General features: G+C 61.5%; 17 protein-coding genes. 3 read left to right on the forward strand and 14 right to left on the reverse strand.

Annotated elements, in window-relative coordinates; translation table 11 throughout:
• On the reverse strand, positions 1–630 hold the full coding sequence (locus IHQ43_RS01240; protein ID WP_192563101.1) for a class I SAM-dependent methyltransferase: 630 nt from the start codon (positions 628–630) through the stop codon (positions 1–3).
• A 307-nt stretch (positions 631–937) separates the two neighbouring features.
• On the opposite strand from IHQ43_RS01240, the gene IHQ43_RS01245 reads away from it, so the two are divergent.
• On the forward strand, positions 938–2,254 hold the full coding sequence (locus tag IHQ43_RS01245; protein ID WP_192563102.1) for a hypothetical protein: 1,317 nt from the start codon (positions 938–940) through the stop codon (positions 2,252–2,254).
• 52 nt (positions 2,255–2,306) lie between these two features.
• On the opposite strand, the gene IHQ43_RS01250 is transcribed toward IHQ43_RS01245, so the two are convergent.
• The 11 genes from IHQ43_RS01250 to IHQ43_RS01300 all read right to left on the reverse strand — a co-directional run bounded on the left by IHQ43_RS01250 (position 2,307) and on the right by IHQ43_RS01300 (position 13,869).
• Positions 2,307–2,951, reverse strand: coding sequence for a methionine ABC transporter permease (locus IHQ43_RS01250; RefSeq protein ID WP_192563103.1), 645 nt, complete (start codon positions 2,949–2,951; stop codon positions 2,307–2,309).
• Positions 2,941–4,065, reverse strand: a complete 1,125-nt coding sequence (locus tag IHQ43_RS01255) for a methionine ABC transporter ATP-binding protein (protein ID WP_192563104.1) — start codon at positions 4,063–4,065, stop codon at positions 2,941–2,943. The genes IHQ43_RS01250 and IHQ43_RS01255 overlap by 11 nt, the downstream gene beginning before the upstream one ends.
• Before the next feature lie 2 nt (positions 4,066–4,067).
• Positions 4,068–4,877 (reverse strand): MetQ/NlpA family ABC transporter substrate-binding protein, encoded by an 810-nt coding sequence (locus IHQ43_RS01260; protein ID WP_007952748.1) that lies wholly within the window; start codon positions 4,875–4,877, stop codon positions 4,068–4,070.
• A gap of 148 nt (positions 4,878–5,025) precedes the next feature.
• Entirely contained in the window at positions 5,026–6,378 is a 1,353-nt protein-coding gene (locus IHQ43_RS01265; protein ID WP_192563105.1) for an LLM class flavin-dependent oxidoreductase, read from the reverse strand.
• On the reverse strand, positions 6,378–7,571 hold the full coding sequence (locus IHQ43_RS01270; protein ID WP_192563106.1) for an SfnB family sulfur acquisition oxidoreductase: 1,194 nt from the start codon (positions 7,569–7,571) through the stop codon (positions 6,378–6,380). Before IHQ43_RS01270 ends, IHQ43_RS01265 begins: the two co-directional genes overlap by 1 nt.
• Before the next feature lie 38 nt (positions 7,572–7,609).
• Positions 7,610–8,851: an SfnB family sulfur acquisition oxidoreductase gene (locus tag IHQ43_RS01275; RefSeq protein ID WP_192563107.1), complete on the reverse strand. Its 1,242-nt coding sequence runs from the start codon at positions 8,849–8,851 to the stop codon at positions 7,610–7,612.
• A gap of 266 nt (positions 8,852–9,117) precedes the next feature.
• A complete protein-coding gene (locus tag IHQ43_RS01280) occupies positions 9,118–9,882 on the reverse strand; it encodes a hypothetical protein (protein ID WP_192563108.1) in 765 nt (254 codons plus the stop codon).
• A gap of 457 nt (positions 9,883–10,339) precedes the next feature.
• Complete coding sequence (gene tcyN / locus IHQ43_RS01285; protein WP_192563109.1) at positions 10,340–11,089, reverse strand: L-cystine ABC transporter ATP-binding protein TcyN; 750 nt, start codon at positions 11,087–11,089, stop codon at positions 10,340–10,342.
• Positions 11,090–11,093: 4 nt separating this feature from the next.
• Entirely contained in the window at positions 11,094–11,759 is a 666-nt protein-coding gene (gene tcyL / locus IHQ43_RS01290) for a cystine ABC transporter permease (RefSeq protein WP_007952735.1), read from the reverse strand.
• A complete protein-coding gene (gene tcyJ, locus IHQ43_RS01295) occupies positions 11,759–12,559 on the reverse strand; it encodes a cystine ABC transporter substrate-binding protein (RefSeq protein WP_192563110.1) in 801 nt (266 codons plus the stop codon). Before tcyJ ends, tcyL begins: the two co-directional genes overlap by 1 nt.
• A 305-nt stretch (positions 12,560–12,864) precedes the next feature.
• A complete protein-coding gene (locus IHQ43_RS01300) occupies positions 12,865–13,869 on the reverse strand; it encodes a D-cysteine desulfhydrase (protein ID WP_192563111.1) in 1,005 nt (334 codons plus the stop codon).
• 190 nt (positions 13,870–14,059) lie between these two features.
• Here IHQ43_RS01300 and epsC point away from each other — a divergent pair, with 190 nt between their 5' ends.
• Together epsC and betT are read left to right on the forward strand one after the other, a co-directional pair.
• Positions 14,060–14,986, forward strand: coding sequence for a serine O-acetyltransferase EpsC (gene epsC / locus IHQ43_RS01305; protein WP_192563112.1), 927 nt, complete (start codon positions 14,060–14,062; stop codon positions 14,984–14,986).
• Between the two features lie 409 nt (positions 14,987–15,395).
• Complete coding sequence (gene betT / locus IHQ43_RS01310) at positions 15,396–17,357, forward strand: choline transporter BetT (protein WP_192564935.1); 1,962 nt, start codon at positions 15,396–15,398, stop codon at positions 17,355–17,357.
• A 24-nt stretch (positions 17,358–17,381) separates the two neighbouring features.
• Here betT and IHQ43_RS01315 read toward each other — a convergent pair whose 3' ends face one another.
• Together IHQ43_RS01315 and IHQ43_RS01320 are read right to left on the reverse strand one after the other, a co-directional pair.
• On the reverse strand, positions 17,382–17,642 hold the full coding sequence (locus tag IHQ43_RS01315; RefSeq protein ID WP_007952727.1) for a hypothetical protein: 261 nt from the start codon (positions 17,640–17,642) through the stop codon (positions 17,382–17,384).
• A 213-nt stretch (positions 17,643–17,855) separates the two neighbouring features.
• A complete protein-coding gene (locus IHQ43_RS01320) occupies positions 17,856–18,893 on the reverse strand; it encodes a LacI family DNA-binding transcriptional regulator (RefSeq protein WP_192563113.1) in 1,038 nt (345 codons plus the stop codon).
• Positions 18,894–18,970 lie beyond the last annotated feature (77 nt).

An 18,970-nucleotide genomic window follows, 5' to 3' on the forward strand; every position in this document is an offset into this window, starting at 1 on the left:
CTACACGGCTTTGCGCCAGACACTCGCCAGCCAGGGCTGCTGCTCACGCGGCAGCCCTGCCGGCCGGTAGTAATGTTCCAGCTCGACAAACCCGGCAGCGGTCAACAATCCGCGCCAGGCTTGCAGATCGTGATACGAGCCATAACGCGGCCCGTTCCAGCCCTCACGGTTGTCCCCTCGCGGATTGGAGCTGAACAGCACGCCGCCCGGTTTCAATGTCCCGTGCAACTGCTTCAAGACCCGGGGCAATTCCTGCAACGGCACATGAAACAGCACCGCGTTGGCGAAGATCCCATCGAAGCGCTCTGCCGGCAGATCCAGCTTCAGAAAGTCCTGGCACCACACCTCGCAACCGCTGTCTTCCCGGGCCATCTGCGCGAATTTCTCCGCGCCGTCGAGACCGACGGCGACGTGCCCCTTCCGGGTGAACGTCTGCAGATCCCGCCCCGGCCCGCAGCCGAAATCGAGGATGGAGAACGGTACCTCGGCCTGAATGTGCCGCAACAGCGCATCGATGTTCTGGCTGACGTCGTGATCGCGGGTGCCTTCGCGAAAGTCTTCGGCTACGGAGTTGTAGTGGCCAAGGGTGGTGGCGGTGATCTGCTCAAGGTCGACAGGAGTCTGTTTCATGGTCGGGCTGCGATGGCAATCGGGTTATCGGAATATACGCGATGCGGGAGAGGCCAGTGGTACCAGGCATCGCCATCAGGTCTGTACGGATGTCCTAACTATTTACCGCACGGCGTGCTCGGGCAGCGGCTGAAATAGCGCCTGCGCGATAGACGGCTGTCGCGTTGTCTGTCCTTTTCAATCGGGAGGGACTTACTTGAAAACAGGATTTCCCATGGTCACAAGTCGCAAACCCTCCGTCGCTTCATCGCCCGTTCGCCCTGAGCCGGGCTCAACCCCGAGCCGCGTTCGGCCTGGCAGTCCACGCTTGATCGACGAGCCGGTATTGAAGGTTTCCCGGCTTGCGTCGCCAGTCGCCGACAGTCAGCCCCGACTCCCGACCATTGCCGATGCCGTCAGGATCAGCCCGTTGCCGCTCGCCGAAAGTGCTTCCATTCGTTCGGTACTGCTGTCGCTGAAACAATATCGACTGAGCCTTTCGGTCCGCCTGCCGGAGCCCGATGCCCAAGGCCTCAGGTCCTTCAAGGGTCGCCAGTTCGTCGATGTCGGTCCAGGCGAAATCGTGCAGGTTCAGCGAGATACGACCACGGGCGAATACCGGGCGATGCTGCCGTCCGAAGGGGTTGCGTCAGGACCGACGCTGGTACTTGATCGGCAGACGATGATCTGGAAGGCCGAGCAAGTATCGATCCTGTCCGACATCAATGGCGTCATCAACGATCGGGTGGATTCCAGCGCCGACAGCTTGAGGCATTCGGCCTCGCCAGATTCACCGGGCAGGTTCTATGAAGGTCGTGATGACCGGTTCGAGCGGCAGGTTTCTGAAACCGTGACCATTGTTGCGCGCGGTCTGGAACAGTTTTCCCCGCAGCATTCAGCCATTCTGCGCACGAAGTTGAGAGCGACGCAGCGGATATTCTCCGATGCCAAGGATGGCGTCACGGCGAACTATGTCGAGGCGGCAGGGATACTCGAGGGGTATTTCGGCCAGCATCATGAGCTCGTCAGCGAGCGGTTTACCGATTGCCTTTCACGGGGCGAGGCGCTGTCAAGGGAGTATCAGGGGCCGTGGGGGCTGGACAAGTTCGTGGCCGTCGAGTCTGACCCGGATCGCAGTGCCTGGATGTACCCGCTCGACTTCCATGGCCGTTTTTTCATCAGTCTGAACTGGCTCGACGCGGGGGACTATGCCTCCGTTCTGGGGCATGAAATGTTGCACACCAACAGGGTCAACCGGTTCGTCAGTGTCGGGCCCGGTGCGCTGGATTTCTTTTATCTGGATGCCCAATTGGGACACGCCCTGGATCGTCCCGTCCCTGTTTACGAGATCGCCGAGCAAGGTATTTCCGAAGTCATCATGCAGGGCGGTTTGACCGTGGCGTATCTGGAGGGCTTCACAAGTGACCATGACAGTTTCATCGCCGGGGTAGCACACCGTCTGGGGCGGTCGGACAAGCTGGACATTCAGATGGCTGTCGATCTGTTCAATGCCAACCCCTCCGTACGCTCTCAAATGGCTTCGAATAATGCCGACAGCATCATCTATGCGGCGAAAAGCCTGCAGACACTGCATATGGCGCGAACAGCCGACAGCCAACTGATGAGCCGTTTGCTGGTGAGCTGAACCCTGGCCCGGCGAGGCCCGAAAGCGGTCAGTTCCGCTTTCGGGCGAGGGCTCAGCGCTTGTTCAACCCCCGCGCCAGGCGATCGCCGCCCAGTTGAATCATCGCCACCAGCGCCACCAGCAGTACGATCACGGTCAGCATGATCTGGCTGTCGAAACGCTGATAGCCATAGCGATAAGCGATGTCGCCCAGACCGCCGGCGCCAATCGCCCCGGCCATGGCCGACGAGTTGATCATCGTCACCAGGGTGATGGTGAAACCGCCAACGATCCCCGGCAGCGCTTCGGGCAACAGCACATGCCAGACAATGTGCCAGCGCCGGCAGCCCATGGCCTGCGCGGCTTCGATCAGGCCGTAATCGACTTCACGCAGGCTCACCTCGGCAATCCGCGCAAAGAACGGCGTGGCCGCGATGGTCAGCGGCACGACGGCCGCCCACACGCCGTAGGTGGTGCCGACGATCAGCCGGGTGAACGGGATCAGCGCCACCATCAAAATCAGGAACGGGATCGAGCGAAACAGGTTCACGAACGCACCCAGCGCGCGATTGAGCACCGGCGCTTCGTAGATCCCGCCCTTGTCGCTGGTGACCAGAATCACCGCCATCGGAATCCCCGCCAGCAGTGCGATCAACGATGACACGCCGACCATCAGAAACGTGTCGATGAAACCCTGCAACAAGCGATCAAACCACATAACCCAGTACCTCCGTGCGTTGTGCCCATTGGCTGGCACGCTGACGCAATTGCTCGGCGTTCAGCTTCGAGCCTGCCACCGCCAGCAACAGTTGCCCGAGCGCGTGGCCCTGAATCCGTTCCACGCCGCCCTGAAGCAATTTCACCCGGCCACCGAGGGCGGCGAACAGTGCGGCCAGATCCGGTTCGTCCTGCTGGTTGCCGGTGAACTGCAAACGCAGCACCACGGCCGCGTCGGACGACGACGGTTGCGCCTGCAAACGGCTTTGCAACTCTTCGGGCAAAGCGTGCTGTAACGGTGCGAGCAAGGTCTGACTGACCTCGTGCTGCGGGTTGCCGAACACTTCCCAGACCGGGCCTTGCTCGACGATGCGGCCATGTTCCAGGACGACGACGCGGTCGCAGATTTCCCGGATCACGGCCATCTCGTGGGTGATCAGCACGATGGTCAGGCCCAGGCGTTTGTTGATCTCGCGCAGCAGGCCGAGGATCGACTGGGTGGTTTCCGGATCCAGTGCCGAGGTAGCTTCGTCGCAGAGCAGAATGTCCGGGTCGTGCACCAGCGCCCGGGCAATGCCGACACGCTGTTTCTGCCCGCCGGACAACTGCGCCGGATAGGCCTTGTGCTTGGCTTGCAGGCCCACCAGTTCCAGCAGGTCGCGAACCTTTTTCTCCCGTTGTTCCCTCGGGACGCCGGCGACTTTCAGCGGCAGCTCGACGTTCTGCCACACCGTTTTCGCCGACATCAGGTTGAAGTGCTGGAAGATCATGCCGATTCGCCGCCGCAGGGCGACGAGACGATCCTCGTCGTACTCGCCGATGTCCACCTGATCGATCAGCACCCGGCCCGAGGTCGGTTGTTCGAGGCGATTGATGGTCCGGATCAGCGACGACTTGCCGGCGCCGCTGCGACCGATGATGCCGAACACTTCACCGCGCTGGATCGCCAGGTCGATGCCTTGCAGGGCGGCGACCGGGCCTTGTTTGCCGTCGTAGGTTTTGCCGAGCCCGACGAAACGCACATGGGCGCGGTTCAGCTCGGGATGTAGCTCGGTGCGCTGTGCCAGCGCGGGTGGCTCTGGAAGATCCAGTCGCCGTTGAATGGCTGCCGTCATCCTCAGCTTTCCCAGCCGGCCTGGTACAGCTTGCCGTGGGCCTTATCCAGCGCGGCGCGTACGGCTGGCGAATGCTGGTAGATGTCGACGAACTTGATCAGGCGCGGGTCGGTTTTGCTCTTCGGCTGGATCACGAACTGAATCACGTATTCCTTGTGATCGAGGCCGTCGAACAGCAACGCGGAGCCAGCATCGAAGGTCTTCGCCAGACGAATGTAGGCCGGGTAGCCCTGGACCAGATCGGCGTCGTCATAAGCGCGCACCAGTTGCACGGCTTCGACTTGCAGGATCTTGATCTTCTTCGGGTTGGCGACGATGTCGTCTTCGGTGGCCTTGTAGCCGACGCCCGGTTTGAGGGTGATCAGACCGGCCTTGGCCAGCAGTTGCAGACCACGTCCGCTGTTGATCGGGTCGTTGGCGATGGCGACGCTGGCGCCCTCAGGCAGCTCGTCGAAGCTTTTGTATTTCTTCGAATACAGGCCGACGTTGTTGATGATCCCCGGTGCGAACGGCACCAGGTCGAAACCGGAGGCCGCCTTGGCGTTTTCCAGGAACGGGATGTGCTGGAAGTAGTTCACGTCGATGTCACCGGCGGCGAGGCTGACGTTCGGCGCGATCCAGTCGGTGAACTCCACCAGTTCGACTTTCAGGCCTTGTTTGGAGGCCTCTTCGACGGCGGCTTCCAGCGGAATCGCGAAGGCTGCAGTGGTGCCGATTTTCAACGGCGCGTCGGCGGCGAACACCGCCGAGCTGAACAGGCCGAAGGCCAGGGCCAGTGCTTTGACTGGGTGGGACAGGAGCTTCTTGGTCATGGTGGTTTTCCAGTCAGTGAATTTAGCCTGATCGCTCCCACGCTCCGCGTGGGAGCGCGCCTCAATGGACGCTCTGCGTCCGCTGTCGGGACGCAGAGCGTCCCAGGCTGCATTCCCACGCGGAGCGTGGGAACGATCAGTGCAAGGGTTAGTGTCGGTAGTGGGCGCCGGTGTGTTGCTGCGGCAAATGCGCTTCGCCGTGAAACAGTTTTTCCCGCAGGCTGCCGGTGTCGTACGCGGTCTTGTACGAGCCGCGCCGTTGCAGTTCCGGAATCACCAGATCGATGAAATCCACATAGCTTTCCGGGGTGACGATGCGGGTCAGGTTGAAGCCGTCGAGGCCGGTTTCGGCGATCCACGATTCCAGTTCATCCGCCACCTGCTGCGGTGAGCCGACCACGGTGATGTAGCGCCCGCCGAGGGCGTGCTGGTCGAGCAGCTTGCGGCGGGTCCAGTCGTTGTTCTGCAGGTTCCTGGTGGCGGACTGGATCGCGTTGCTCTTCACGTACTGGATCGGCTCGTCGATTTCGTACTGGGAAAAATCGATCCCGGTGGACGCCGAAAAATGCGCCACGCCCGCTTCGGCGCTGGCGTAGCTCAGGTATTCGGCGTGCTTGGCCCAGGCCGCTTCTTCGGTCTCGCCGACGATCACGTTCAGGCCCATGAACACCTTGATGTCCTCAGGGTTGCGACCCGCCTCGACGGCGCTGGCGCGGACCTTGTCCACCTGCACCTTGGTCGACGGCTTGTTCTGGCCGCTGATGAATACGCACTCGGCATGACGCCCGGCGAACAGCAGACCGCGATCCGAACTACCGGCCTGGAACAGCACCGGCGTACGCTGCGGTGATGGTTCGCACAGGTGATAACCCTCGACCTGATAGAACTCGCCCTTGTGTTCGACCTTGTGCACCTTGTCCGGCTGCGCGTAGATCCGCTGCTGCGGATCGTTGAGCACCGCGCCGTTTTCCCAGCTGCCTTCCCAGAGTTTGTAGAGCACTTCGAGGTACTCGTCGGCCTGGTCGTAACGCCGGTCGTGCTCGACCTGTTCGCTCAGGCCCATGGCCTTGGCGGCGCTGTCCAGATAACCGGTGACGATGTTCCAGCCCACCCGTCCACGGCTCAAGTGATCGAGGGTCGACATGCGGCGGGCGAACAGATACGGCGGCTCGTAAGTGAGGTTGGCGGTCAGGCCGAAACCGAGGTTTCTGGTCACGGCGGACATCGCAGAAACCAGCAGCAGCGGATCGTTGACCGGCAGCTGGATCGACTCTTTCAGGGTGACGTCCACCGAGTTCTGGTAGACGTCGTACACGCCGACGATGTCGGCGATGAACAGCCCGTCGAACAGCCCGCGCTCCAGCAACTGCGCCAGTTCGGTCCAGTATTCGATGGTCTTGTACTGGGTCGAGGTGTCGCGTGGATGGGTCCACAGCCCGTGGTTGATGTGGCCGATGCAGTTCATGTTGAACGCATTGAGCAGGATCTTTTTCTTGCTCATCAGATGGTCCCTCGCAGCGGAGGGTTTTCATCGTTGAGGTAGTAATTGCCCACCGCGTGATACTTCCAGCGCACCGGATCATGCAGGGTGTGCACCCGGGCGTTGCGCCAGTGACGGTCGAGGCCGTGCTCGATCAGGGTGGCCTGGCTGCCGGCCAGTTCGAACAGGGTGCTGCCGGCGGTCAGAGAGATTTCAGTGCTGATCGCCCGTGCTTCGGCAACGGCAATCGAGGCCGCTGCTACCGTGTCGGCGTTGGTCTCGGCCTGGGCCGCATCGAGGTATTCGCCGGCACGTTCGAGCAAGGCTTCGGTGGCGTGCAGGCGAATGCTCAGGTGGCCGAAGCTCTTGAGGGTCAGCGGATCTTCGGTGGCCTTGTCGTTGCCTGAATCAATCCATGGCCGGGTCTTGCTGCGTACGAAGTGCAGTGCATCTTCGTAAGCGGCGCGGGCGATGCCGGTGTCGATGGCGGCGTGAAGGATCTGCGCCAGCGGGCCGACCGGGGTCGGGCGCTCGAAAGCGCTCTGGAACGGGATGACATCTTCGGCGGCGACATACACGTCTTCGAACACCACCGAACCGCTGCCGGTGGTGCGCTGACCGAAGCCGCTCCAGTCGTCGATCACGGTCAGGCCTTTGCTGTCGCGCGGGACGAAGGCCAGTTGCTGCACGCCGTTTTCATCGACCACGGACGTTGGAATCCGTTGGGCGTAAATGGCACCGGTTGCGTAGAACTTGCGGCCGTTGATGCGATAACCGCTGCCGTCGCGTTTAAGGCGGGTGACTCGGTCGTGGGCGGTCCTGGTGCCCAGCTCCGCCAGGGCATTGCCAAAGCGCTGGCCGGCGAGGACTTCGGCGTACAGCCGTTGTTTCTGTTCGTGGCTGCCGTTCACCCGGAGCACTTCCAGGGCATAAAAATGGTTTTGTGGAATCTGCCCCAGCGAGCCGTCAGCACGGGCGATCAGGGCGATGACTTTGGCCAGGGTCACGTTGGACACGCCGGCGCCGCCGTACGCTTTGGGCACGCTGATGCCCCACAGGCCGGAGCGGGAAAACACGTCGAGCTCCGGCAGCGGCAGGCGGCGTTCGCGGTCGCGCAGGTTGCTGTCGCGCTGGAAGTCTTCGGCCAGGTCGCTGGCGACGATCAGGGCTTGCTCGTCGCTGGTGATGACCGCGACGGGATGGGAAAGAGTCATGTGTTTCTCCAGAGATCTGGTCAAAAGTGTTCTGGTCGTCAGATCCAGGAATGGCGAGCCGGCAACTTGCCGTTGAGGCGATAGGCGCCGACCGCGTGATACTTCCAGCGCACCGGGTCGTGCAGGGTGTGCACCCGGGCGTTGCGCCAGTGACGGTCGAGGTTGAATTCGGCGAGGGTGGCGCGGCTGCCGGCCAGTTCGAAGAGTTTTTCGCTGGCCAGCAGCGAGATCTCGGTGGTCAGCACTTTGGCTTCGGCAACAGCAATCGAGGCGCGGGCGGCGGACTCGGCGGTGAGTGGCGCGGCGTGCACCTGATCCAGCACTTGCCCGGCCTTGCGCAGCAGCGCCTCGGCGGCGTGCAGTTCGATTTTCAGTTTGCCGATGTCGGCGATCACGTAGAGGTCATCGCTGGCCCGCTCGACGTTGGCGTCGATCCAAGGCCGGGCGCGGGTCTTGACGAATTCGATGGCGTCATCGATGGCGCCACGGGCGATGCCGGCGTCGATGGCAGCCTGAATCAGCTGTGAAACTGCGCCCTGGGTGTTGGGCTTTTCATTGATTTTCCAGTTGTCCACCACGAGGCCGGCATCGACCCGCACGTTGTTCAACAGGATTGTGCCGCTGGCGGTGGTGCGCTGGCCGAAACCGGACCAGTCATCGACGATGCGCAATCCCGGCGTGCCTCGACGGACGAATGCAAGGACTTGCTTGCCGTCATCGTTGAGCGCCTTGACCGCCACCCAGTGGGCGAACAGGGCGCCGGTGGAGTAGAACTTCTGGCCATTGATCACGTAGTCATCGCCGTCGGCGGTGATGCGCGCTTTCAGTTCCAGGGTGTCCTTGGTGCCGCGTTCAGGCCCGGCGTTACCGATGCGCCAGCCTTCGAGCACGCTCTGTAACAGTTGCTGTTTCTGCGCTTCGGTGGCGCTGCCGAGGATCAGGTTGATGATGCCGAACTGGTTCTGCGGGATCTGTCCCAGCGCCGGGTCGGCTGCGGAAATGATCGCGAACACCTCGGCCAGGGTGACGAAGGAAACCTGCGGGCCGCCGTACTCGCGCGGAATCGCGATGCTGCCGAGGCCGCTGCGGGTGAACTGTTCGATTTCCGACCACGGCAGCTTGCGCTGACGATCACGTTTGGCCGCCTGCACGCGGGCGACTTGCGCCAGCTCATGGGCGGCCTTGATGGCTTGAACGTCGTTGCGCAGCACTTGTGCGGGCAACAACAACGGGGCGATGTCCAGGTCACTCTGGACGTTTGCGTCTGCCAGACTGGACATCAGTGCCGCTCCTTGGCTGCACGCAATGCCCTGGCGATCTGCACTGGGGTGATTGTGTTCCGGACCATGTTACCTACCTCACATCTCATGAAAAACGCCGCAAAAGTGCGGCGAACGAAAGAATGTCCGGTGGTCCGGTTCATATACCCTAAGCGCGTATAAAATTTAAATAAACTAACTTTTAGGAATATGTATAGAAGGGGGCGTGGTCCGATTGGTTAAGCGCGCGGCGGCAAGGGAAGTCGTCCCTCGCCGACCGTCGATGCTCATTTTTTTTGCGGCTCTGCTGCCTTCGGCGTTTCCTTGAGCGGCACCTTGAGATAGGGATTCACGCAGCCGATCTTTAGCGTTCGCGGCGGCGCCCAGCGCGAGTTGTTGCCGACCCGGTCGAGGATGCAATAGGTGACGTCCAGTCGCAGATCCTCGCCGGCCTCGGTGATGATCGCCGGCGGCACCCAGACCTGAATCGGCTGGCCGACATCGGCAGGAGTGATCTGCGCCAGGTCCATCCGTACATCGCCCCAGCGCAGGGTGATGGCATCACCTTCGGCCATGTTCAGATACGGCTCGATGGTCAGCGGCACGCCGCGTCTGATCTGGTTCGCGTTCACCCCCTGACGGCGAATGGTGTCGGGCAGGGTCACGGGGGCCAGTTGCTGATTTTCGTCACCGCACACTGCCGGGGGCTGCCCTCCGGGACAGTCGAGTTTGACCGTGACCCGCGCTGCTGCCGACAGCGATGGTCCGTGACCCACCCGCATGACCCGATAGTGGATGCGTGACAGGCCGCTGGCTATGAAGCTCTCCGGCACTTTGAGGCTGACCGGTGCCGCGACGTCTTGCTCTTTCAGCAGGTGAGAGGCGACGTAGCAGTTGTTCCAGAACAGTTCGATCAGATCGCCGCTGTCCATGTCCGGGTAGGGCGGCACATTGACCAGCAGGTGAGCCGCTGCCGCGAGGTTGATGCCGTTGTTTTGGGATGGCGCCAGGCTCGGCGCGGCCAGTTCGGGGATATGCGAAGTGCGGGTCATGTAATCCTCTCCTTGAAGCCTTGCAGCGAAATCCGTTTCTGAAAGTTCAAATGGCGTGAATTGCCCGGTAATAAAAACAAGGTCGTTCGGCCATTCGTTATCGAGTCTTGGTAATGTTGTGGGGTGCGATGAGTGACTAGATAAAAGTTCGCTGAATGGCGTGTCAACGGACAGAGTTAGTTAATTGAAGAATTACGGATTTATCAGAAGCTTCCTACGCCGATAAGGCACTCTACCTATTCTGCATGGCGAATCGGGCCACAGCTTTTGCCGGATTTTATGGTTCTGTCGTCGATTGGTTTGTAAGGCTGGATACTTGGAAGGGGGAAGTTTCGATCGCAGCGAGATTGTTGCAGGACATATATATGTAATGCAGTCGCTTGATTAAAATTTTTACTGGGGAGGATGTAAGCGAAACTTCCATCCGTGGAAGTTTTTATTCAGGAAAGTTTACGGCTCAGCCGTTGTTTCTGAACTTGCTGAGGAACTGTCGAGTGCGTTCTTCTTTCGGATCGGCAAACAACGCTTTCGCTTCACCTTGTTCGACGATCACGCCCTTGTCGAAAAACACCACGCGGTTGGCCACGTCACGGGCGAACGCCATTTCGTGGGTGACGATAACCATGGTGCGTTTCTCCTCGGCGAGGCCGCGGATGGTCGCCAGCACTTCACCTACCAGTTCCGGATCGAGGGCCGAGGTCGGCTCGTCGAACAGGATCACTTCCGGCTCCATCGCCAGCGCCCGGGCAATCGCCACGCGCTGTTGCTGGCCACCGGACAGGCGCCTGGGGTAGGCGTCTTCCTTGCCCGCCAGGCCGACCTTGGCCAGCAGCTTCTTGCCCAGGGCAATGGCTGCATCGCGAGGCGTCTTCTTGACCACGATCGGGCCTTCGATGACGTTTTCCAGCGCTGTGCGATGGGGAAACAGGTTGAAGTTCTGGAACACGAAGCCCACGTGCTGGCGCAGGTTGCGCACCAGGCTCTGCTGCTGGTTCAGCGGGCGGCTGGTATCGATCTCGATTTCGCCGACCTTGATCCGGCCGCTGGTGGGTTGCTCGAGGAAGTTCAGGCAGCGCAGGAACGTGGTCTTGCCCGAGCCGCTGGGGCCGATGATTGCCACGACCTCGCCTTCCTTCACCTCCAGATCAATGCCGTTGAGCACGACTTGACCCTTGAACTGCTTTGTCAGTTTTTCCACGACAATCATGGGGTCAGGACTCCTGGTCGTGCCGATTGACCCGCTCTTCCAACTTGTTCTGGAAGTGCGACAGCACCGTGGCCAGAATCCAGTAGATCAGCGCGGCGGCAAGATACATGGTGAAGACTTCGAAAGTCCGGGCGGTAATCAGCTGTGCCTGACGGAACAGCTCCGGCACCTGAATGGTGGCGGCCAGTGCGGTGTCCTTGACCAGCGAAATAAAGCTGTTGCCCAGCGGCGGCAACGCCGTGCGCATCGCCTGCGGCAGGATGGCCCGGCGCAGGGTCTGCGCGCGGGTCATGCCGATGCTCGCGGCGGCTTCCCACTGGCCGCGTTCGATCGAACCGATCGCGGACCGCAGGATTTCACAGGCGTAGGCGGCCATGTTCAGCGAGAAGCCGATCAGTGCCGCCGGCAGCGGGTCGAGTTCCATGCCCAATTGCGGCAAGCCGTAATAGATCACGAACAGTTGCACCAGCAACGGCGTGCCGCGAAAGAACGACACGTAGATGCGGGCCAGCCAGCTGACCGACTTGAAGCGCGACAGGCGCATCAACGCCAGGCCAAAGCCCAGCAGCAGGCCGAAGAACATGCCGCCCAGGCTAAGGATTACCGTGTAGTACGCGCCCTTCAACAGGAAGGGCGCGGAGTCCAGTGCGAGTTGGAAAGCTTCTTCCATTATTGGGTGACGTCAGCGTTGAAGTATTTCGTGGACAGCTTCTCAAGGGTGCCGTCGGCACGCAGTTCGTCGAGGGCCTTGTTCACGGCGGCCAGCAGTTCAGGCTCGCCTTTGCGCAGGGCAACGCCGGCTTCCTGACGGGAGAAGGCTTCACCGGCAGCCACGGTTTTCGGCGCTTTCTTGGCGTATTCCAGCGCAGCCAGACGGTCGATCAGAATCGCGTCGGTACGGCCGTTGTTCAGGTCGGCGAACTTGGTCGGATCATCGTCGTAGGTGCGCACGTCGGCACCCGGCACGTTGGCGCGGACCCATTGCTCGTAGTTGGTGCCCAGGCCCACGCCGACTTTCTTGCCGGACAGGTCGGCGGCGGATTTGATGTTCAGCGCGGCGGCCTTGTCTTTCAGCACCAGCGCCTGAATCCCGGAAACGGTGTACGGCTCGGAGAAGTCATACTTCTTCTTGCGCTCTTCGGAAATGGTCACCTGATTGACCACGACGTCCAGACGCTTGGATTCCAGGGCCGCGAGGATGCCGTCCCATTTGGTCGGCTGAATCTTGGCCTTCACGCCCAGCTTCTTGGCCAGGGCTTCAGACAGTTCGACTTCGAAACCCGACAGCTTGCCGTCGGCATCGACGAAGCTGAACGGTGGGTAAGTGCCTTCCAGGCCGACGTTGATAACGCCTTTGTCCTTGATCTGTTGCAGTTGCTCGCCGGCAACGGCGTTGCTGATCAGACCGGCGCTCAGTGCCAGGCCCAGCGAACCTACCAGCAGATTTCGACGTAGTGCGGAAAGAATCATGACAAGCCCCTGTGTTTTCTTATGGAAGACGCTTAAGGAAAGTTGGCGAATCCGGGAATTGGACGACAGCGCTATCCTGCCTTAAAGCAGCTTATGCGTCTCTCGCGAAATTCGCCTGCGGCGAGACTATAGGGCGATTCTTTTAGAATGGAAAATAATGAATTTACAATTTGTTATTCATCTGTGGAATATGTGTTTTTCGTATTTCGATTGATCCCACACGCTGCGTGGGATCGTTTCGGCGGGGGCAAGGGACGCGGAGCGTCCCGGGCTGCATTCCCACGCAGAGCGTGGGAACGAGCGCATCAGAGAAAATCTTTGTACGCAAACAACGCCGGGGCGCCGCCGGTGTGCAGGAAGATGATGGGGCCGTCGTCGAAACGCCCGCGACCGATGCCGTCGAGCAACCCGGCCATGGCCTTGCCGGTGTAGACCGGATCGAGCAGCACGGCGTCCTGGCTGGCCAGCAGTTTCACTGCCGAGAGCGTCCCGGCATTCGGCTCGCCGTAGCGCGGGCCGAAGTATTCGTCCCACAGTTCGACCTTGAAATTCTCCGGCAACGCCACGCCCAACAGATCGGCAGTGCGTTCGGCCAGGCCCTGGACTTTCGGGCGCTGATCTTCTTCGCTGCGCGATACCGTCACGCCGATCACCGGCAGTTGCGGCAGGGCTTCGCTCAAAGCCAGCGCCAGGCCGCTGTGAGTGCCGGCGCTGCCCGAGGCCAAAACGACGGCGGCGAATTGCAGCCCCGTGTCCTTGATCTGCTCCGCCAGTTCCAGACCGGCGCGCACGTAACCCAACGCGCCAATGGCGTTGGAGCCACCGATCGGCACCAGATACGGCTTCTTGCCGTTGCTGCGCAGGCGTACGGCGAGAGCGGCCAGTTGTTCGTCGGCGTTGTCGAGGTTGTCGACCAGCTCGACCTTGGTGTCGAACAGGTCCAGCAGCAGGCGGTTGCCGTTGCCGGTGTAGTTGCTGTCATCGGTGCCGAGCGGATTTTCCAGCAGCGCCACGCAGCCCAGGCCGAGTTTCGCGGCCAGCGCGGCGGTCTGGCGAACGTGGTTCGATTGCAGTGCGCCGGCGGTGATCAGGGTGTCGGCGCCTTGGGCGAGGGCATCGGCGGCGAGGTATTCGAGCTTGCGCAGCTTGTTGCCGCCCATGGCCAGTGGCGTCAGGTCATCGCGCTTGATGTAGACATCGCGGCCGAGCCAGGTGGACAGGCGCTCGAGTTTTTCCAGTGGAGTCGGTTGGCCGAGCAGGTCGAGGCGGTTAAAGCGGTCCAGCTGTTGTTTGATCGGTTGTGTGGACATGGTTCCGTACTGATGCAAGGAGATGTCAGGACTATAGGCACGCCGATTTACCGGGGCAACCGCCAATCGCTTATAGCCAAATGTGCTTAGGCCAGCACTATCGGTTCTTAATTCGCCCCGGTGGGCTTGCCGTAAAGTAGTCGCCGTTGACGCGGCCAGACAGTCCGGCCGCCCGTGAGGAGTCTTTACCGTGAGCGAGCGTTCCAGCCATTGGCAATTGCAGACCATCGTCAGCCAGCTGCGTACCGCGCGGGATCATTGGCGTGCGCAAAACGGCCGAGCCAGCGGCGAGCAGGGCGGGCGCGAATTGCCGTCCCGTGATGCGATGGCGCAGATCCTGGAAGCCTTGTGCGGCGCGTTGTTTCCGATGCGGCTGGGGCCGGTGGATCTGCGTGAGGAGAGCGAAGATTTCTACGTCGGCCACACCCTCGACGTCGCGCTGAATGCGCTGCTGGCCCAGGCACGACTCGAGCTGCGTTACGTCGCCCGTCACAGTGCCCAGGCCGACACTGAAGTCGAGGCCCAGGCCATCAGGATCATTCAGGATTTCGCTCTGGCGCTGCCGGGTCTGCGCAGCCTGCTCGACACCGATGTACTGGCCGCCTACCACGGCGACCCGGCGGCGCGCAGCGTCGATGAAGTGCTGCTGTGCTATCCGGGGATTCTGGCGGTGATTCACCATCGTCTGGCCCACCATTTGTATCGCGCGGGTCTGCCGTTGCTGGCGCGGATCAGCTCGGAGATCGCCCACTCGGCGACCGGTATCGATATTCACCCGGGCGCGCAGATCGGCCGCAGTTTCTTCATCGACCACGGTACCGGCGTGGTGATCGGCGAGACCGCAATCATCGGCGAGCGCGTGAGGATTTATCAGGCGGTGACCCTCGGCGCCAAACGCTTCCCGGCGGATGAGGACGGTCAGTTGCAGAAAGGCCATCCACGGCATCCGATCGTCGAGGACGACGTGGTGATTTACGCCGGGGCGACGATTCTGGGGCGGATCACCATTGGTAAAGGCTCGACCATCGGCGGCAACGTGTGGCTGACCCGCAGCGTGCCGGCCGGGTGCAACCTGACCCAGGCCAACCTGCAGCATGATGACGGGACACAGAAGTAACGATTACACCTGATCGTTCCCATGCTCCTGCGTGGGAACGCCTCCAGGGACGCTCCGCGTTCCGGACTTCCACCGAAACAGAGAATGGCCTGCAATATGACGCGGAGCGTCAAGGGCGGCATTCCCACGCAGAGCGTGGGAACGATCAGTTGGGAACGATCGCCCGCGTCCCGGCGTCATAACCCTCCTTGAGCTAGCGTACGAAAGGTACCGCTGAGCCCTGCGATTAGTCCTGAGCGTACTATCCATGTTTAACTTGAACGTTCATTCAAGTTAAACCGGCGGTTCGCTGCCCGCTCACAACAGGAGGCTTGCCTTTGCTGAGTCCGATCATTTCAGCCATTTTCCAACCCCTTGAGGTGCACTGTTCATGAGTGCATCGTCCACCCCCGCCAGCGGCCTGGTGCGCATGAATCCGCCGGTGTTCTGGTTCGCCGCGACGGTGATCCTGCTGTTCGGCCTGACAGTCATCGCCATGCCGGAACAGGCCGGCGCCTGGCTGCTTGAAGCGCAGAACTGGGCGGCCAATACGGTCGGCTGGTACTACATGCTCGCGATGACCCTGTATCTGATCTTCGTGGTGGTCACCGCGTTGTCGGGCTACGGCAAGATCAAACTCGGTGCCGACCACGACGAACCCGAATTCAGTTACCTGTCCTGGGCCGGCATGCTGTTCGCCGCCGGGATCAGCATCACGCTGTTTTTCTTCTGTGTGTCCGAACCGCTGACCCACATGCTCCAGCCGCCCCAGGGCGAGGCCGGCACGGCAGAGGCAGCGCGTCAGGCGATGCAGATCCTGTTTCTGCACTGGGGCCTGCACGGCTGGGGCGTGTTCGCCTTCGTCGGCATGGCACTGGCGTATTTCGCCTACCGGCATAACCTGCCGCTGGCCCTGCGTTCGGCGCTGTACCCGCTGATCGGCAAACGCATCAACGGCCCTATCGGCTACGCAGTGGACGGCTTCGGCATCATCGCCACGGTGTTCGGTCTCGGTGCGGACATGGGCTTCGGCGTGCTCCATCTCAACTCCGGTCTGGACTACCTGTTCGGCATCGCCCACACCCAGTGGATTCAGGTCGGCCTGATCACGCTGATGATGGGTGCGGCGATCATCGTCGCCGTCTCCGGTGTGGATAAAGGCGTGCGGGTGATGTCCGACATCAACATGCTGCTGGCCTGTGCGCTGCTGCTGTTCGTGTTGTTCGCCGGCCCCACCCAGCATTTGCTCAACACCCTGATCCAGAACCTCGGCGACTACCTCGGCGCGTTGCCGATGAAGAGTTTCGACCTCTACGCCTATGACAAACCGAGCGACTGGCTTGGTGGCTGGACAGTGTTCTACTGGGCCTGGTGGATTGCATGGTCGCCGTTCGTGGGCCTGTTCATCGCACGGATTTCCCGTGGCCGGACCATCCGCGAATTCGTCTTCGGCGTGCTGCTGATTCCGCTCGGTTTCACCCTGGCGTGGATGTCGATCTTCGGCAACAGCGCCATCGACCAGGTGCTCAATCACGGTATGTCGGCACTGGGCATGTCGGCCCTCGACAACCCGTCGATGACTCTTTACCTGCTGCTGGAAACCTATCCGTGGAGCAAGACTGTCATCGCGGTGACGGTGTTCATCAGCTTCGTGTTCTTCGTCACCTCCGCCGACTCCGGCACCGTGGTGCTCTCGACCCTGTCGGCCAAGGGCGGCAATCCGGATGAAGACGGGCCGAAATGGCTGCGGGTGTTCTGGGGCGCGATGACTGCACTGATCACCAGCGCGCTGCTGTTCTCCGGCAGCATCGATGCGCTGAAGTCGGCGGTGGTGCTGACCTCCTTGCCGTTCTCGCTGATTCTGCTGCTGATGATGTGGGGCCTGCACAAGGCGTTCTATCTCGAGTCGCAGAAGCAGATCGCGCAACTGCATTCGCTGGCGCCGGTGTCCGGCTCACGGCGTGGCAAGGGCGGCTGGCGTCAGCGTCTGAGCCAGGCCGTGCACTTCCCGTCGCGCGACGAGGTGTACCGCTTCATGGACACCACGGTGAAACCGGCCATCGAAGAAGTGACGGCGGTGTTCGCCGAGAAAGGCCTGAACGTGATCACCCAACCGGATCCGGCGCACGACAGCGTCAGCCTGGAAATCGGTCACGGCGAGCTGCACCCGTTCATCTACCAGGTGCAGATGCGCGGCTACTTCACGCCGTCGTTCGCTCGCGGTGGCATGGGCTCCAAGCAGCTCAACAATCGCCGCTACTACCGCGCCGAGGTGCACCTGAGCGAGGGCAGTCAGGATTACGATCTGGTCGGTTACACGAAAGAGCAGATCATCAACGACATCCTCGACCAGTACGAACGGCACATGCAGTTCCTGCATCTGGTGCGTTGATCGGGGCAGGGCGCCGGGACGGCTTCAGGTCTCGGCGCTCAGCACCATGAACAACACCATCGCCGCCAGCGGCACGCCATACACAGCGCTGCCGATCGCAATCTCCGACCCCAGCGGCTGCCCGGCGTGCACCACGCCGACCGCACCATTGATCACCGTCAACGCCAGCCACAACGCCGCGAAACCATAGGCCAGCGTCTGCCGACTGAAGCCGATGCGCTCGCCGATGTAAAACATCAGCGCCAGCAGGATCAGGCCGAAGAAGATGATGATTGCGGTGTGCATGGATGTGCCTGCGGGATGTGCGGTGTTTGATCGGACGCTTTCGCGGGCAAGTCGAATCGTCGCACCGCCGCTCCCACAGGTTCTGTGTTGCGTACAAAATCTGTGGACGACGGAGAACCCTGTGGGAGCGGCGGTGCGACGATTCGACTTGCCCGCGAAGGGGCCACCTCGGTTTCATTTAGAGCATAGCCAACTCAGCCCACGCTGTGCTCATCAGGTACTTTCCCGCTCAATGACCGTGCACTGCAGCAGATTCAACCGCTGCACCTCATCGCTCGGCAACACGCCCAGGCTTTCCAGCACCCGCGTCGCCGCCAGTACGCCGATCTCCAGCGCGGGCGGTTTGATGGTGCTCAGGCTGGGCAGCAGCATCTCGGCGAACGGGTAGTCGCCGAAGCCGAGGACGGCGCAGTCTTCGGGGATCTTGAGGCCGGCGCGTTGTCCGGCGAGCAGGCCGCCGGCGGCGAGGTTGTCGTTGGCGAAGATGATCGCGTCCGGGCGAGGTGAGGCGTTCATCAGCGCTTGCATCGCTTGCTTGCCGGCCTCGAACGGGGCGTGATCGGCGTCCGGTGCAAATACCCAGGGCTCAAGTCCTAGCTCACGCACGGTCGCGGCGTAACCGTCGCGGCGCTCCAGTGCGCTGAAGTCGCCAGGTGCGCTGTTCTGCACAAACGCGATTCGCCGATAGCCCTTGCCGTGTAAGTAACGAGCGGCGCTGACACCCACTTCAAAGTGCGAAAAGCCGATCTGCATCGGCTCGCGATCTGGCTGGTAATCCCAGGTTTCGATCACCGGAATATCCGCCTCGGCGAGCATCTTTTCCGTGCCCGGACTGTGGAAGTGACTGGTGACCACCAGCGCCGCCGGCGACCAGCCGAGGAAGGCCCGCACGGCGTTTTCTTCCTGTTCAGTGCTGAAGTAACTCGATGCCAGAAGAAGCTGATAACCATGACGGCTGAGGGTGTCGCTGAAGCCCTGAATGGTGTTGGCAAAGATCGGCCCGGAGATGTTCGGGATCACCATGCCGACGATTTTCCCCCGCGCCGAGGCGAGCCCGCCGGCCACCAGATTCGGCACGTAACCCAGTTCGGCGACCACCGCCGCTATCCGTTCGCTGCGTTCGGGCGAGACCTGTTCCGGCTGGTTGAAGTAGCGCGACACGGTGATCGCCGAAACACCGGCCTGGCGCGCCACCGCGTTGAGGGTCACGCGACCGGCGCCGCGGCGTTTGCGGGGCTTTTCTTCGCTCAAGGCTCGATCCTTCTTAAAAACAAAAACGCATATAAAAGTAATTTTTCAGTATTGGACGGTCTATGTCCGGCTTGCCA

This window comes from Pseudomonas gozinkensis (assembly GCF_014863585.1).
In the GTDB taxonomy this organism is placed as follows: domain Bacteria; phylum Pseudomonadota; class Gammaproteobacteria; order Pseudomonadales; family Pseudomonadaceae; genus Aquipseudomonas; species Aquipseudomonas gozinkensis.

Bases quoted from the DNA above. Each gene is read 5' to 3' on its own strand.
- IHQ43_RS01240 (WP_192563101.1), bottom strand. From the start codon at position 630: ATGAAACAGACTCCTGTCGACCTTGAGCAGATCACCGCCACCACCCTT.
- IHQ43_RS01250 (WP_192563103.1), bottom strand. From the start codon at position 2,951: ATGTGGTTTGATCGCTTGTTGCAGGGTTTCATCGACACGTTTCTGATG.
- IHQ43_RS01255 (WP_192563104.1), bottom strand. From the start codon at position 4,065: ATGACGGCAGCCATTCAACGGCGACTGGATCTTCCAGAGCCACCCGCG.
- IHQ43_RS01260 (WP_007952748.1), bottom strand. From the start codon at position 4,877: ATGACCAAGAAGCTCCTGTCCCACCCAGTCAAAGCACTGGCCCTGGCC.
- IHQ43_RS01265 (WP_192563105.1), bottom strand. From the start codon at position 6,378: ATGAGCAAGAAAAAGATCCTGCTCAATGCGTTCAACATGAACTGCATC.
- IHQ43_RS01270 (WP_192563106.1), bottom strand. From the start codon at position 7,571: ATGACTCTTTCCCATCCCGTCGCGGTCATCACCAGCGACGAGCAAGCC.
- IHQ43_RS01275 (WP_192563107.1), bottom strand. From the start codon at position 8,851: ATGTCCAGTCTGGCAGACGCAAACGTCCAGAGTGACCTGGACATCGCC.
- IHQ43_RS01280 (WP_192563108.1), bottom strand. From the start codon at position 9,882: ATGACCCGCACTTCGCATATCCCCGAACTGGCCGCGCCGAGCCTGGCG.
- tcyN (WP_192563109.1), bottom strand. From the start codon at position 11,089: ATGATTGTCGTGGAAAAACTGACAAAGCAGTTCAAGGGTCAAGTCGTG.
- tcyL (WP_007952735.1), bottom strand. From the start codon at position 11,759: ATGGAAGAAGCTTTCCAACTCGCACTGGACTCCGCGCCCTTCCTGTTG.
- tcyJ (WP_192563110.1), bottom strand. From the start codon at position 12,559: ATGATTCTTTCCGCACTACGTCGAAATCTGCTGGTAGGTTCGCTGGGC.
- IHQ43_RS01300 (WP_192563111.1), bottom strand. From the start codon at position 13,869: ATGTCCACACAACCGATCAAACAACAGCTGGACCGCTTTAACCGCCTC.
- betT (WP_192564935.1), top strand. From the start codon at position 15,396: ATGAATCCGCCGGTGTTCTGGTTCGCCGCGACGGTGATCCTGCTGTTC.
- IHQ43_RS01315 (WP_007952727.1), bottom strand. From the start codon at position 17,642: ATGCACACCGCAATCATCATCTTCTTCGGCCTGATCCTGCTGGCGCTG.